Source organism: Rhizobium sp. NZLR11, from assembly GCF_019685115.1.
Lineage (GTDB): Bacteria > Pseudomonadota > Alphaproteobacteria > Rhizobiales > Rhizobiaceae > Rhizobium.
Genome location: NZ_JABDWD010000005.1, coordinates 291,054 through 304,164, shown reverse-complemented (window position 1 = coordinate 304,164; position 13,111 = coordinate 291,054). Strand labels below are relative to the sequence as shown.

Below are 13,111 nucleotides of genomic sequence, written 5' to 3'. Positions count from 1 at the left end.
TGCGGTAGCCTGCCCGCTGGCTTTCATCGAGCGAAGGTTTTCGCTCGACGCTGGAGACGGCTTCAGACGACGAAGTATCGACCGTCGGGATTACGTTCTGTCATCGATGATCAGGCCAAAATGCGATGTGCACGGAACAAGGATGCCTGTCATTGGGTTTCGAACCTTAGCGTTCAAAAGGAGGAGCATTCATGCCTACGGTTGCTGCGACACCCATCACCCCACCTGACCAGCACGTCGTCACCGCGCGCGAAGCCATCGAGCCGCTTTATGAGAAGCTCGAGCTCCAAACGGAATCGCTGGTTCTATCCGCGGCACTGGAAGCGGGATGGTCTCCGGATGAGGCAACGAGGGCACTTGCGGCGCTGAGACTGCAGGACGCTCTTTCCACCTTGGACGAACGAACCAGCCGTTAAACTCCGAGAATATCCACTGCCTCCGACAACTCCGACAGGGGTTGCCGTGCTGTTCGACGCGCACAGCTATTGCGAGCCGCCGGCTTTGCGTCGCCGCCGGCTGACCATCATTCCGCCGACGATGAGAACAATTCCGGTGGCGTTCGCCCAGAACGACGTCGGCACGGCGCGCAGATAATCAAACGCCACCCCCGTTACCATCTGGCCGCCAATGATCAGCAGAGCCGCATTGACCGCGCCTATCCGAGCAATCGCCCAGCTGCCTGCCGCCACGAAAACGACGCCGATCGGACCACCCAAAAAGACATACCAAGGCGCCTCGGCGGCTTCAGCTGGAAGCAGGCCTCCGACAACGAGACCAAGGCATGTAAGAACCGCAAAGCCTACGGCGTGATTCCAGAAGGATGCGATCAGCGGCGTTGTGGATATGCTCAACCGCCCATTGAGCTGACGACTGAGGCCGACGAGCACGCCGCCGAGGCAAGCCAGGAGAACGAACACTGTCACGCCGCACCTCGCCCAAACAGGATAATGAGTGCGCCGCCGGTGACGACCAGGCCGAGCGCGGCGATGTCCCGCATGTCCGGGCGCCGCTTGGGCAGTCCGAATAGACCCCAACTGTCGGCCGCCAGGCTGAAGGCGACCTGGCCTGCCAAACCCAAAGCCAAGGTGCCGGAGAGCCCGAGCGGCGAGTTGACCGCGGTCGAGGTCAGAATAACCGTTGCGGCCCCGGATACACCACCGAGATAGGCCCATAAGGGCGCTCTGTCGGTTTTACCCACCATCGGAGCGCGGCGGCGGTTGAGCGCTAAAAGAAGAATGACGGCGGCGACCATGCCTGTGCCGTGAGCGGTCCAAGATGAGAACATGGGATTGCCGACCCGTGCCAACTCACCGTTGAGATGCACCATGAACGTTAAGAGCCCACCCGTCGCAAAAGCTCCGATGAAGTAGATGGGATGCGAATTACGTGCTGCTTCGATGGTCATTGCAGATCCCGTCAAAGAATCGATTGCGCCGGATATTTTTCAAACTGCCATTACCGAACGCGCGTCTTGCACCTGGCCGGAGCTATCAGCATCGACATGGGAGTGCTAAACGGCGACCTTTGCATATAAGGAAATATCGTGAAAAAATTAGTTCGCCTGCTGCTGACGATCGCTCTTGCTCTCGTCGTTTTTACCGGTTTCCGCTGGTATCGCTATATCTCCAACACCGATAGCCCCTATGACGAAATCGGCATCACCCTCAACAATTCCATGCCCGGTCCGATCAACAGCTGGGGCTGCGCCAAGCTGAAAATCACCTTTGCCGGTTCCCTGCCGCCATATGGCTGCGCTGCCGCCGACGCGACGCAGTGGAAATAACGCACCAAGGCTGCGCCGATGGCCCAGCCTGAATTGCCTCGCGGAGTAGGCCGACCCCGCCGGCTCACATCGGCCAGACCGCCAGCAGGGCGGGCACACTGACCAGCACGACAATGAGCGAGAGCGGCAGGCCCAATCTCGCATAGTCGCCAAATCGATATCCGCCCGGCCCCATAACCAGCGTATTGCACTGATGCCCGATGGGCGTGAGGAAATCACAGCCGGCACCAATGGCCACCGCCATCAGAAAAGCATCGGGCCGAAAGCCCAGCTTGGCGGCAAAAGTCGCGGCGATCGGCGCCATGACCAGAACAGTTGCTGCGTTGTTCAAAAATGGGGTCACGGCCATGGCCGCAACCAGGATCAGAGCCAGAGCGCCGAACGGCGGGAGCATCTCGGCGATCCGCGACAGGAGGTCCGCGATGATGTCGGTGGTTCCCGTGGTTCTCAGCGAGTCACTGATCGGGATGAGAGCGGCCAGCATGATCAAAATGGGCGCATCAAGATGATGATAGACTTCGCGCAAGGGAATAGATCCGGTGACCACCATCAGAAAGGCGGCGGCAAAAAATGCTGTCGCGACAGGAATGCCGCCGAAGGCTGTCGCCCCCATGGTGGCCAAGAGGATGATGACGGGGATCATGCCGTTGCGGGCGTTGCCGAGCTTCAAATCCCGTACGACCAGCGGCAAACATCCCCATTCGCGTAAAAGATCCGGCAGCTTCTGCAAGTCGCCCTGCAAGACCACGACGTCGCCGTTGCGGATCTTGATCTCGCCCAGACGCTCGGTGAAGCGCCTGTCCCGGCGGCTGACGGCAAGAAGGTTGAGGCCGGTATTGTGGAAGAGAGAGACGTCTTTTGCGCTGACGCCGATCAAACGGGAATGTTCGCCGACGATGGCTTCAACGGAACTGATGTCCTGGCGTGTCTCCGGCTCGTGTTTACGATCGGACAGTTGAAGCCTGGCTTCACTGACGATCTTGTCGAGAGCGCTCTGCTCGCCCTCGATGATAAGACGGTCGCCATCCTTGAGCACTGTGTCGGGAAGCGGCGTTCGTCTTTGGCCGCTGCCACCGATAATTGCGGTCACCATCGCATCGCCGCCGGCGGGCTTCTGCAGCCAGCTGACGGACCGGCCAATCGCCGCCGACGGCGTGACGACCTTGGCCTCGGTCGTGTAGTTTTTGATCGCCACCGCCTCATCCATCGAGGTTTCTGCCCGGGTTCTTTCCGGAAGCAGCTTGTAGAACAGCCCCAGAAAGACAACGCCGGTGACCGCGAGCGCCAGGCCGACGGGCGTATAGTCGAACATCGTGAACGGCTGCCCGGTGATTTCCTCACGCACCCGGGAAACGATGATATTCGGTGATGTGCCGATCTGCGTCATAAGCCCTCCGAGCAGAGAGGCGAAAGACATCGGCATCAGGAACATCGACGGCGATACGCGTGATTTCCGCGCCATTTGCACGGCAACCGGGATCATGATTGCCAGCGCCCCGATATTTTTGACGAAAGCTGACAGGGCGGCGACAATGGCAACCAAAATGATCAGCTGCATCCGCGGCTCGCGTCTTTCGGGAGAAAATCGGCGCAACGCGACATCCATGATCCCCGATCTGGATATCGCCGCACTGACGATGAGCGCGCTGCCAACGATGATAACAATGTCATCGGCAAAACCGGAAAAGGCAGCTTTGGCAGGCACGATGCCGGCAATGATGGCAACGAGCAGCGAACTCACGGCGACGATATCGTATCGATAACGACCCCATACGAAGGCGCCCATCATGAGCGCGATGATGAGAAGGGAAAGCCATTGGTCAACGCGCATGTTTGCATCCCGGTGGTAGCAATTAACGTTTGAGGCATGAGAACGATACGACGCGACGGCGAATTTTTTTCATCGCCTCGCCGCTTCCTGTGGCCGACAATCGGTGGGTGCCGGTTTGTTCGGCCCGGTCGGCACGCCTGGCCGTCATTCGAAGTATCGAAGGCCACGTTCGCGATGCGGTGAGGCTTGGAATAGACGCGCGTGTTGCCAATATTCAGCAAGAGCAGGCCACCATGGAACTTCCAGCCGCCAGCCGGCATTCCATGCTCGGATATGCTGTTTGGGGAACGACCATGGCCAGTGACAACCTCTCGACATATCGATCGAAGCGCGACTTTCAAAAGACGACGGAGCCGAGCGGCGATAAGCAGAGCGCGCGCAGCAATCGCCGTCGCTTCATCATCCAGAAACATGATGCCACCCGGCTGCATTACGACCTGCGGCTCGAACTCGACGGCGTCTTCAAATCATGGGCGGTCACCAGGGGCCCATCGCTCGATCCGCACGACAAGCGGCTGGCTGTCGAGGTCGAGGATCACCCGCTCGATTATGGCGATTTCGAAGGCACGATCCCGAAAGGGCAGTATGGCGGCGGCACGGTGATGTTGTGGGACCGCGGCTATTGGGAGCCGGAGGGAAAGAAAAGTCCGGAGCAGGCGCTCGCCAAGGGTGACTTCAAATTCACCCTGGAAGGCGAAAGGCTGCACGGAAGCTTCGTGCTGGTGCGCATGCGTAATGACCGCGATCGCGGCAAGCGAACCAACTGGCTGTTAATCAAGCACCACGACGAATTCTCGGTCGATGAGAATGGCGCAGCGATCCTGGAAGAGAACGACACCTCGGTCGCCTCCGGCCGAGCGATGGATATGATCGCGGCCGGCAAAGGCCGCAAGCCAAAGCCATTCATGATCAAGGGTGGTGATGTTCAAGCGAATGCCGTCTGGGACAGCAATCACGGGCTGGCCGCCGAAGAGCGAAAAGAGGACGCCCGAGCCGACAGGAAGCCCAAGACGGCAGCAAGGGTCGACCTTCCAGACTTCATTGAGCCGCAACTTTGCCAGGCCCTGGAGCGGCCGCCGGCCGGCACCGGCTGGATTCACGAGATCAAGTTTGACGGCTACCGCATCCAGATGCGCACGCTCGAGGGCGAGGTGACGCTGAAGACGAGGAAAGGCCTGGATTGGACCGGCAAATACCCACAGATCGCCGAGGCGGCATCGGTGCTGCCTGATGCCATCATCGACGGCGAGATCTGCGCGCTCGACGACCATGGCGCACCGGATTTCGCAGCCCTACAGGCAGCCATTTCGGAGGGCAGGACCGGCGATCTCGTCTATTTCGCCTTCGATCTTCTTTATGAGGGTGGCGAGGATTTGAGATCTCTGCCTCTCATCGAGCGCAAGGCGCGGCTTCGAAGCTTTCTGTCGGATGCCGGCAGTGATCCCCGCCTGCGTTTCGTCGAACATTTCGAGACCGACGGCGATGCGGTCCTTCGCTCTGCCTGCAAGCTCTCACTGGAAGGCATCGTCTCCAAACAGGGCGATGCACCCTATCAATCGGGCCGCACCGAAAGCTGGGCGAAATCGAAATGCCGCGCCGGCCACGAAGTGGTGATCGGCGCCTATGCCAAGACCAATGGCAAATTCCGATCCCTGCTGGTCGGCGTCTATCGCGGCGACCACTTCGTCTATGTCGGCCGCGTCGGCACGGGCTATGGCGCGAAAAAGGTGGAAACGCTGCTTCCGAAGCTGAAGGCGCTCGAGACGGCAAAATCGCCCTTTACCGGGATCGGCGCGCCGAAAAGGGAGGCCGAGGTCACCTGGTTGAAGCCGGAACTCGTCGCCGAAATCGAATTCGCAGGCTGGACCGCCGACGGTCAGGCCCGCCAGGCCGCCTTCAAGGGTCTGCGCGAGGACAAGCCGGCCAGGGAAGTCAAGGCCGAACGGCCGGCGAAGCCCGCACAGACTGAAGTGCCGGAGCCCGCGGTGGCGGCGAAGACCAGACCCATCCGCCGCAAAGGCGCCAAGGCCGAGGTGATGGGCGTACTGATCTCCAATCCCGACAAGTCGCTGTGGCCGGATGCCAATGATGGCAAAGCCGTGACCAAGGAGGATCTGGCCCAATATTATGAAGCCGTCGGCACCTGGATGATCGAGCACATCAAGGGTCGCCCCTGTTCGATCATCCGAACGCCCGACGGGGTTGGCGGCGAGCAGTTTTTCCAGCGCCATGCGATGCCCGGCACCTCGAACCTTCTCGAACTGGTCAAGGTCTTCGGTGACAAAAAGCCCTATCTGCAGATCGACCGGGTCGAGGGTCTGGCTGCCGTCGCGCAGATCGGCGCTGTCGAGCTGCATCCCTGGAATTGCGAACCGCATAAGCCGGAGGTGCCCGGCCGGCTGGTGTTCGACCTCGACCCCGGCCCCGACGTGCCGTTCTCCACAGTCGTTTCCGCCGCCCGCGAAATGTGCGATCGTCTCGACGCGCTGGGTCTGATCAGCTTTTGCAAGACGACCGGCGGCAAGGGCCTGCACGTCGTCACGCCGCTTGCGATCAACAAGCGCAAGCCGCTTTCCTGGGCAGAAGCGAAGAGCTTCGCGCACGACGTCTGCCAGCAGATGGCGCGCGACCATCCGGAACTTTATCTGATCAAGATGACGAAGAGCCTGAGGAACGGCCGCATCTTCCTCGACTATCTCCGCAATGACCGGATGGCGACGGCCGTGGCACCTTTATCGCCCCGTGCGCGCCCGGGCGCAACCGTCTCGATGCCGCTGACCTGGAGCCAGGTCAAATCGGATCTGGACCCCAAACGCTTCACCATCCGCACCGTGCCGGCACTGCTGTCGAAATCGTCAGCCTGGGAGGATTACTGCGACGGCCAGCGCCCGCTGGAGCAGGCAATCAAACGCCTTGGCAAAGTCTCGAACGCGGCCTGAACGCGAATAACAGTCCGCCCGTGGTCAGCTGTCCCTGTCGGAATGAATTTTCTCTGAGGGCCGATATTGCCCTTCGCAAAACCGCTCCAAATTACAGCGGAGTGGATCGTGGACATCAAGCGTTGACAATCCTTTGCCCTCGAGGTCTACTGGCCCACTTATCGGACCAGCAGACCTCAGGGGGAGGGCATGGCGATGGATGTTCGAGCCATGCTCGAAGACGACGTTGCGACGCTTGGTGGAGCGCCGAAGAAGTCGATGAAAGACTTCGTCGTCCAGAAGATTGCGACCTTCATCGCCACCGGCATCCTCAAGACAGGTGACCCGCTTCCGAGCGAACGTGAACTGGCTGCCGCGCTCTCGGTCAGCCGCGAGACCGTCCGCGGGGCGATCCTGATCCTTTCCACGCATGGAATTCTCTCGGTTGCGCAGGGAACGCGCACGGTGGTGGCGTCTGAAGATGTCGGCGAATTGGCTGTTCAGGCGGCGCGCTATCGCGACATTGCGGCCTACAGTCTCGACAATGTTCATGAGGCGCGGCTGCTGATCGAAGCGCAGGTCGTCAGGGCTGCCGCGGTCAGGATGGAACCTTCAACGCTTGATTATCTCCGCCAGTCGATCGCAGCACAGGAAGCCGCCTGTGACGATCCTGTTCGCTTCTTGATCTGTGACCGGGAATTTCACACCGCCATCTATCGCTCCAGCGGCAACGCGGTGCTGGCTGACATGGCCGCCGACCTCTATTCCTACCTTCTCAGCCACCGAAGGCGCGTTGTATCGCAGCCCGGGACGATCGCCACCAGCATCGCCGATCACCGGTTGATCCTCGCCGGTTTGGAGACTGGGGATCCGGACGCCGCATGCGCGGCCTTCGCGCTCCACGAAACCCGCATTTATACGACAACCAAGCTGCTCCTAGCCTAGGCCGCAGGCGAAGAGCAGGAGAGACAGAAGTCGAAGACAGGGGGAATACGATGCATATTCTCATTATCGGGGCGGGAGGCATGATCGGCCGGAAGCTCGCTGCCAGCTTGGCGCGCAGCGGTTTCCTCGGCGCCGATACGATCACCCGCATGACGCTCGCCGATATCGCCCCTCCGCCTGTGCCAGCCGGCGTCGTTGCGTCGGTGGAAGCCCTAGCCGCCGATATTTCCGCAGGCGATGCCGCGGAAGCCCTGGCGGCTCGCCGGGCCGACGTGATCTTTCATCTCGCCGCGATCGTTTCCGGCGAGGCCGAGCGCGATTTCGAACTGGGCTACCGGGTCAATCTCGATGGCACGCGAGCTTTGTTGGAAGCGATCCGTCGTGAAGGAAGCCGGCAAGCCTATGTTCCCCGGTTCGTCTTCTCCTCGTCGATTGCGGTCTATGGCTCGCCGTTTCCCGATCCGATCCCCGACGATTACGTCCAGGCGCCTCTCACCAGCTACGGCGTGCAGAAGGCGATATCGGAGCTGTTGCTCGCCGACTATTCGCGGCGCGGCTTCATCGACGGCGTGGGAATTCGATTGCCGACCATCGTGATCCGGCCGGGTGCCCCGAATGCCGCCGCATCCGGCTTCTTTTCCGGAATTCTGCGGGAACCGCTCGCCGGCCAGCGGGCTGTTCTTCCCGTGGAGGAAACGGTCAAGCACTGGCTGGCAAGCCCACGTTCCGCCGTCAAATTTCTGATCCACGCCGCGACGCTCGACACATCGTCGCTGGGTGCGCGGCGCACGCTGACCATGCCGGGGGTTGCAGCCACCGTTGCCGACCAGATTGCCGCGTTGCGCCGGGTTGCCGGCCCCGAGGCGGTTGAGTTGATCGACCGTCGCCGCGACGAGGTCATTGAAGCGATCGTCGCCGGATGGCCGAAATCCTTTGCGCCTGATCGTGCGACGCAACTGGGTTTCACCGCCGAAACCAGCGTCGACGAGCTGATCGAGGTCTACCTCGCCGAAGACGCTCCGGGTGCGTCGCGAGGAGATTGAGGAGAGGGGCGGGAGCCTCATTATAACGACAAGACGAAGACACAGCATGTAGCGCTCGATTTCTGGGAGGAGTGAGTATGGCAGGCGTTCAATTCGCGGATGTGCGGAAATCATTCGGGGCATTTCCGGTCATCAAAGGCGTCGATATCGACATCGCCGATGGTGAGTTCGTGATCCTGGTCGGCCCGTCGGGTTGTGGTAAATCCACGCTGCTGCGGATGCTGGCGGGACTTGAGAACATTTCCGGCGGCGAGATCAAGATCGGCGGGCGCGTGGTCAACACGCTGCCGCCGAAGGACCGCGACATCGCCATGGTGTTTCAGAACTATGCGCTCTATCCGCATATGACGGTGGAGCAGAACATGGGCTTCTCGCTGATGCTGAACAAGGCGCCGAAGGCCGAGGCCGAGAAGCGGGTGAAATACGCCGCCGGCATCCTCGGTCTCGACAAATTGCTCGACCGTTATCCGCGCCAGCTTTCCGGCGGCCAGCGCCAGCGTGTCGCCATGGGCCGGGCGATCGTGCGCGATCCGGAGGTCTTCCTGTTCGATGAACCGCTGTCCAACCTCGATGCCAAGCTGCGCGTCGCCATGCGCGCCGAAATCAAGGAGCTGCATCAGCGACTGAAAACCACTACCGTCTACGTCACCCACGACCAGATCGAGGCGATGACCATGGCCGACAAGATCGTCGTCATGCATGACGGTGTCGTCGAGCAGATCGGCACGCCGCTCGAGCTTTACGACACGCCGGCCAATCTCTTCGTCGGCGGCTTCATCGGCTCGCCGGCGATGAATATGATCAAGGGCAGGCTCGATCCGGAAAACCCGACGCAATTCAGGGCATCCGACGGCACGACGCTGCCGGTCGCCCATCCGCCGGCCGGCGCCATCGGCCGCGACCTCGTCTACGGACTTCGCCCGGAATACATCTTGCTCGACGCCAATGGCCTGCCCGGCGAAATCGTGGTGATCGAGCCGACCGGCTATGAGACCCATCTCACCCTCAAGCTCGGCGGCAGCGATGTCAGCTGCGTCTTCCGCGAACGCGTCAACGCGCGGCCGGGCGAAATTCTGCGCGTTGCGATCGACGCCGCGCATGTTCATCTCTTCGATGCCGAGAGCGGCCGGAGATTAACCGACTGACGCCGTCCGGCAGCGGCGGGGCGGAGGAGCTCTCGCAGCCAGCAGGTTGGTCGCATCCCCTCTCAGGGATGCAAGGACCGTCGTTCACCAAGCGGGAGGTGAGCGCCGGGGAGTTCGCACCCGCGTTTTGATGAGGAGGAATCTCATGAGGATCAAAAGACGTGACTTTCTTGCCGCCTCGGCTGCCGTCGCCGGCGCCGCCGGCCTCGGCATTCGGCCATCTCTCGCCCAGGCCGAACCGAGCTACACGCCGGAAAGCGGTGCCAGCCTTCGTCTGCTGCGCTGGACACCCTTCGTCAAGGGCGACGAGGAGGCCTGGATCGCCAACACCAAGAAGTTTACCGAAGCGACCGGCGTCGAAGTGCGCATCGACAAGGAAAGCTGGGAGGACATCCGTCCGAAGGCCGCCGTTGCCGCCAATGTCGGCTCCGGCCCCGATCTCATCATGTGCTGGTTCGACGACGCGCATCAGTATCCGGACAAGCTGGTCGATCTCACCGAACTCGGCAATTATCTCGGCAATAAATATGAGGGCTGGTACGACGGTGTTAAGGGTTATGCGACCCGCGGCGACACCTTCATCGCCATGCCGCTGACGGCGATCGGCAACGCCGTCGTCTATCGCGACAGCCACGTCAAGGCCGCCGGTTTCAACGAATTCCCGAACGATACCGCAGGCTTCCTCGAACTCTGCAAGGCCATGAAGGCAAAGGGCACACCGGCCGGCTTCCCGCATGGCAAGGCCGTCGGCGACGGCAACAACTACGCCCACTGGCTGCTGTGGAGCCATAACGGCATGATGGTTGACGAAGGCGGCAAGGTAACGATCAACAGCCCCGAGACGCTGGCTTCGATCAACTATGCCAAGGAGCTCTACGCGACCTTCATTCCGGGCACGGAGAGCTGGCAGGACGTCAACAACAACCGCGCCTTCCTGGCCGGCCAGGTCTCGCTGATCGCCAACGGCGTCTCGGTCTATTACACCGCCAAGAACGACCCGAAGCTCGCCGAGATCGCCAAGGACATCCGCACGACGAACTTCCCGATCGGACCTGTCGGCAAGAGCGTCGAACTTTGCCAGACGAGCTCGCTGCTTCTCTTCAAGCACACCAAATATCCAGAAGCGGCCAAGGCCTACATCAAGTTCATGATGGAAGCCGATCAGATGAATGCCTGGATCCAGGGCTCCAGCGCCTATTGCTGCCAGCCGCTCAAGGCCTTCGCCAAGAACCCGATCTGGACCGCCGATCCGGTGCACGCGCCCTATGCGCGCGCCTCGGAGAAGCTGCGCCCGAACGGCTATGCCGGCCCGCTCGGCTATGCCTCAGCAGCGACCATGGCCGACTATGTTCTGGTCGACATGTATGCCGCCGCCGTCACCGGTCAGATGTCGCCGGAAGATGCGATGAAGGAAGCTGAACGCCGGGCAAACCGCTACTATCGCGTCTGACCCGCGCGTCGGAGCATGATGCCATCATGCTCTGACTATTCCTAAAGCAAGCGGGGTGCCGGCCTTCGGCATGCCGCAGCCTCCTCCGGGAGTTCAAACGCGATCTGGAGATAAGCAATGTCGATGGCAAATTCGAGGGATAGACGTGGGCCGGTCTCTTCGCTCCTGCAGAACAACAATGTGCTCGGCTTCCTGTTCATGCTGCCGGCGGCAGTGTTCCTTGTCTGCTTTCTTACCTACCCGCTGGGGCTCGGCGTCTGGCTCGGCTTCACCGATACCAGGATCGGCCGCGACGGCGTCTTCATCGGGCTGGAAAACTACCAGTTCCTGATGGACGACTCGGTCTTCTGGCTGTCGGTCTTCAACACCATCCTCTATACCTCCGTCGCCTCGGTGCTGAAATTCGCGCTCGGCCTCTGGCTGGCGATGCTGCTCAACCAGCACCTGCCCTACAAATCCTTTTTCCGGGCCATAGTCCTGCTTCCTTGGGTGGTGCCGACGGTGCTGTCGGCGCTGGCCTTCTGGTGGATCTACGATGCGCAGTTCTCGATCATCTCCTGGTCGCTGATGAAGCTGGGGCTGATCAGCGGACCGATCAACTTCCTCGGCGACCCGATCAATGCGCGCATATCCGTCATCGTCGCCAATGTCTGGCGCGGCATTCCCTTCGTGGCGATCTCGCTGCTTGCCGGGCTGCAGACGATCCCAGCCTCGCTGCAGGAGGCAGCCTCCCTCGACGGCGCCACGAGTTGGCAGCGTTTCCGCTATGTGACGCTGCCGATGCTGACGCCGATCATCGCCGTCGTGATGACCTTCTCGGTGCTTTTCACCTTCACCGATTTCCAGCTGATCTACGTGTTGACCAAGGGCGGCCCTGTCAACGCGACGCATCTGATGGCGACACTCTCGTTCCAGCGCGGCATTCCCGGCGGCCAGCTTGGCGAGGGTGCGGCGATCGCGGTTGCAATGGTGCCCTTCCTGCTCGGCGCGATCATGTTCAGCTTCTTCGGCCTGCAACGGCGCAAATGGCAGCAGGGCGGCCAGGATTAAGGCCAAGGATTAGGAGAGTGACGATGTCGACAAATTTAACCACCGCCGATCAGGTCGTGACCGACAACGCAGAAGGCATGAGCTATCTGAACCGCCTGCCGCGGCGGATCGTGATGCTCTACCTGCCGATGGCCGTCTTCGTCTTCGTCCTGCTCTTCCCGTTCTACTGGATGGCGGTCACCGCGGTGAAACCCAACGACCAGCTGACCGACTACAACAATTACAGCCCGTTCTGGGTGGTGGGACCGACGCTCGCGCACATCAAATACCTGTTCCTCGAGACATCCTATCCGGGCTGGCTGTGGAACACGATGCTGGTGGCGGTCTGCTCCACCTTTCTCTCGCTTGTGGCTTCGGTCTTGGGCGCCTATGCCATCGAGCGCGTCCGCTTCACCGGTTCGCGTTCGGTCGGCCTGGTGATCTTCCTCGCCTATCTCGTGCCGCCCTCGATCCTCTTCATCCCGCTTGCCTTCATCGTCTTCAAGCTCGGGATCTACGACTCCCGGCTGGCGCTGATCTTCACCTATCCGACCTTCCTCATTCCCTTCTGCACCTGGCTGCTGATGGGTTATTTCCGCTCGATCCCTTTCGAGCTGGAGGAAAGCGCGCTCGTGGACGGCGCCAACCGGTGGCAGATTCTCACCAAGATCATCCTGCCGCTCGCCGTGCCGGGGCTGATTTCGGCCGGGATCTTCGCCTTCACACTGTCCTGGAACGAATTCATCTATGCTCTTACGTTCATTCAGTCCTCGGAGAATAAAACTATTCCCGTCGGCGTGCTGACCGAACTGGTGCGCGGCGATGTCTTCGAATGGGGGGCGCTGATGGCGGGAGCCCTGTTCGGCTCACTCCCGGTGGTCATCCTCTACTCGTTCTTCGTGGATTATTACGTGTCCTCGATGACCGGGGCGGTGAAGGAGTGACAGCGGCAAATGGGATGCCGAAC

General features: G+C 61.0%; 12 protein-coding genes. 9 read left to right on the top strand and 3 right to left on the bottom strand.

Annotated features, from left to right (window positions below):
- Nucleotides 1-191: 191 nt before the first annotated feature.
- The gene (locus tag HJB83_RS11865; RefSeq protein ID WP_207585286.1) at nucleotides 192-416 is read left to right on the top strand and encodes a hypothetical protein; all 225 of its coding nucleotides are present in this window, start codon (nucleotides 192-194) and stop codon (nucleotides 414-416) included.
- 66 nt (nucleotides 417-482) lie between these two features.
- On the opposite strand, the gene HJB83_RS11860 is transcribed toward HJB83_RS11865, so the two are convergent.
- Nucleotides 483-923 carry a DMT family transporter gene (locus HJB83_RS11860; RefSeq protein ID WP_207585285.1) on the bottom strand — a complete coding sequence of 147 codons (441 nt, stop codon included), beginning with the start codon at nucleotides 921-923 and terminating at the stop codon, nucleotides 483-485.
- A complete protein-coding gene (locus tag HJB83_RS11855) occupies nucleotides 920-1,405 on the bottom strand; it encodes a DMT family transporter (protein WP_221117736.1) in 486 nt (161 codons plus the stop codon). Before HJB83_RS11855 ends, HJB83_RS11860 begins: the two co-directional genes overlap by 4 nt.
- A gap of 138 nt (nucleotides 1,406-1,543) precedes the next feature.
- Here HJB83_RS11855 and HJB83_RS11850 point away from each other — a divergent pair, with 138 nt between their 5' ends.
- Entirely contained in the window at nucleotides 1,544-1,783 is a 240-nt protein-coding gene (locus tag HJB83_RS11850; RefSeq protein ID WP_207585283.1) for a hypothetical protein, read from the top strand.
- Nucleotides 1,784-1,847: 64 nt separating this feature from the next.
- Here the strand turns inward: HJB83_RS11850 and HJB83_RS11845 are convergent, their stop codons facing one another.
- Nucleotides 1,848-3,614 carry an SLC13 family permease gene (locus HJB83_RS11845; RefSeq protein ID WP_221131923.1) on the bottom strand — a complete coding sequence of 589 codons (1,767 nt, stop codon included), beginning with the start codon at nucleotides 3,612-3,614 and terminating at the stop codon, nucleotides 1,848-1,850.
- A 293-nt stretch (nucleotides 3,615-3,907) separates the two neighbouring features.
- On the opposite strand from HJB83_RS11845, the gene ligD reads away from it, so the two are divergent.
- The 7 genes from ligD to HJB83_RS11810 all read left to right on the top strand — a co-directional run bounded on the left by ligD (nucleotide 3,908) and on the right by HJB83_RS11810 (nucleotide 13,088).
- Nucleotides 3,908-6,553 (top strand): DNA ligase D, encoded by a 2,646-nt coding sequence (gene ligD, locus HJB83_RS11840; RefSeq protein WP_221131922.1) that lies wholly within the window; start codon nucleotides 3,908-3,910, stop codon nucleotides 6,551-6,553.
- A gap of 195 nt (nucleotides 6,554-6,748) precedes the next feature.
- A complete protein-coding gene (locus HJB83_RS11835) occupies nucleotides 6,749-7,477 on the top strand; it encodes a FadR/GntR family transcriptional regulator (RefSeq protein ID WP_207585633.1) in 729 nt (242 codons plus the stop codon).
- Between the two features lie 50 nt (nucleotides 7,478-7,527).
- Nucleotides 7,528-8,520 (top strand): D-erythronate dehydrogenase, encoded by a 993-nt coding sequence (denD, locus tag HJB83_RS11830; RefSeq protein WP_207585280.1) that lies wholly within the window; start codon nucleotides 7,528-7,530, stop codon nucleotides 8,518-8,520.
- Nucleotides 8,521-8,597: 77 nt separating this feature from the next.
- Complete coding sequence (locus HJB83_RS11825; protein ID WP_207585279.1) at nucleotides 8,598-9,665, top strand: ABC transporter ATP-binding protein; 1,068 nt, start codon at nucleotides 8,598-8,600, stop codon at nucleotides 9,663-9,665.
- A gap of 145 nt (nucleotides 9,666-9,810) precedes the next feature.
- A complete protein-coding gene (locus tag HJB83_RS11820; RefSeq protein WP_221117733.1) occupies nucleotides 9,811-11,115 on the top strand; it encodes an ABC transporter substrate-binding protein in 1,305 nt (434 codons plus the stop codon).
- Between the two features lie 117 nt (nucleotides 11,116-11,232).
- The gene (locus HJB83_RS11815) at nucleotides 11,233-12,165 is read left to right on the top strand and encodes a carbohydrate ABC transporter permease (RefSeq protein WP_207585277.1); all 933 of its coding nucleotides are present in this window, start codon (nucleotides 11,233-11,235) and stop codon (nucleotides 12,163-12,165) included.
- A gap of 23 nt (nucleotides 12,166-12,188) precedes the next feature.
- Nucleotides 12,189-13,088: a carbohydrate ABC transporter permease gene (locus tag HJB83_RS11810; protein ID WP_221117732.1), complete on the top strand. Its 900-nt coding sequence runs from the start codon at nucleotides 12,189-12,191 to the stop codon at nucleotides 13,086-13,088.
- Nucleotides 13,089-13,111: the final 23 nt, after the last annotated feature.

Excerpts from the sequence above, each read along its gene's own strand:
- HJB83_RS11865 (WP_207585286.1), top strand. The coding sequence starts at position 192 with ATGCCTACGGTTGCTGCGACACCCATCACCCCACCTGACCAGCACGTC.
- HJB83_RS11855 (WP_221117736.1), bottom strand. The coding sequence starts at position 1,405 with ATGACCATCGAAGCAGCACGTAATTCGCATCCCATCTACTTCATCGGA.
- HJB83_RS11845 (WP_221131923.1), bottom strand. The coding sequence starts at position 3,614 with ATGCGCGTTGACCAATGGCTTTCCCTTCTCATCATCGCGCTCATGATG.
- ligD (WP_221131922.1), top strand. The coding sequence starts at position 3,908 with ATGGCCAGTGACAACCTCTCGACATATCGATCGAAGCGCGACTTTCAA.
- HJB83_RS11835 (WP_207585633.1), top strand. The coding sequence starts at position 6,749 with ATGGATGTTCGAGCCATGCTCGAAGACGACGTTGCGACGCTTGGTGGA.
- denD (WP_207585280.1), top strand. The coding sequence starts at position 7,528 with ATGCATATTCTCATTATCGGGGCGGGAGGCATGATCGGCCGGAAGCTC.
- HJB83_RS11825 (WP_207585279.1), top strand. The coding sequence starts at position 8,598 with ATGGCAGGCGTTCAATTCGCGGATGTGCGGAAATCATTCGGGGCATTT.
- HJB83_RS11820 (WP_221117733.1), top strand. The coding sequence starts at position 9,811 with ATGAGGATCAAAAGACGTGACTTTCTTGCCGCCTCGGCTGCCGTCGCC.
- HJB83_RS11815 (WP_207585277.1), top strand. The coding sequence starts at position 11,233 with ATGTCGATGGCAAATTCGAGGGATAGACGTGGGCCGGTCTCTTCGCTC.
- HJB83_RS11810 (WP_221117732.1), top strand. The coding sequence starts at position 12,189 with ATGTCGACAAATTTAACCACCGCCGATCAGGTCGTGACCGACAACGCA.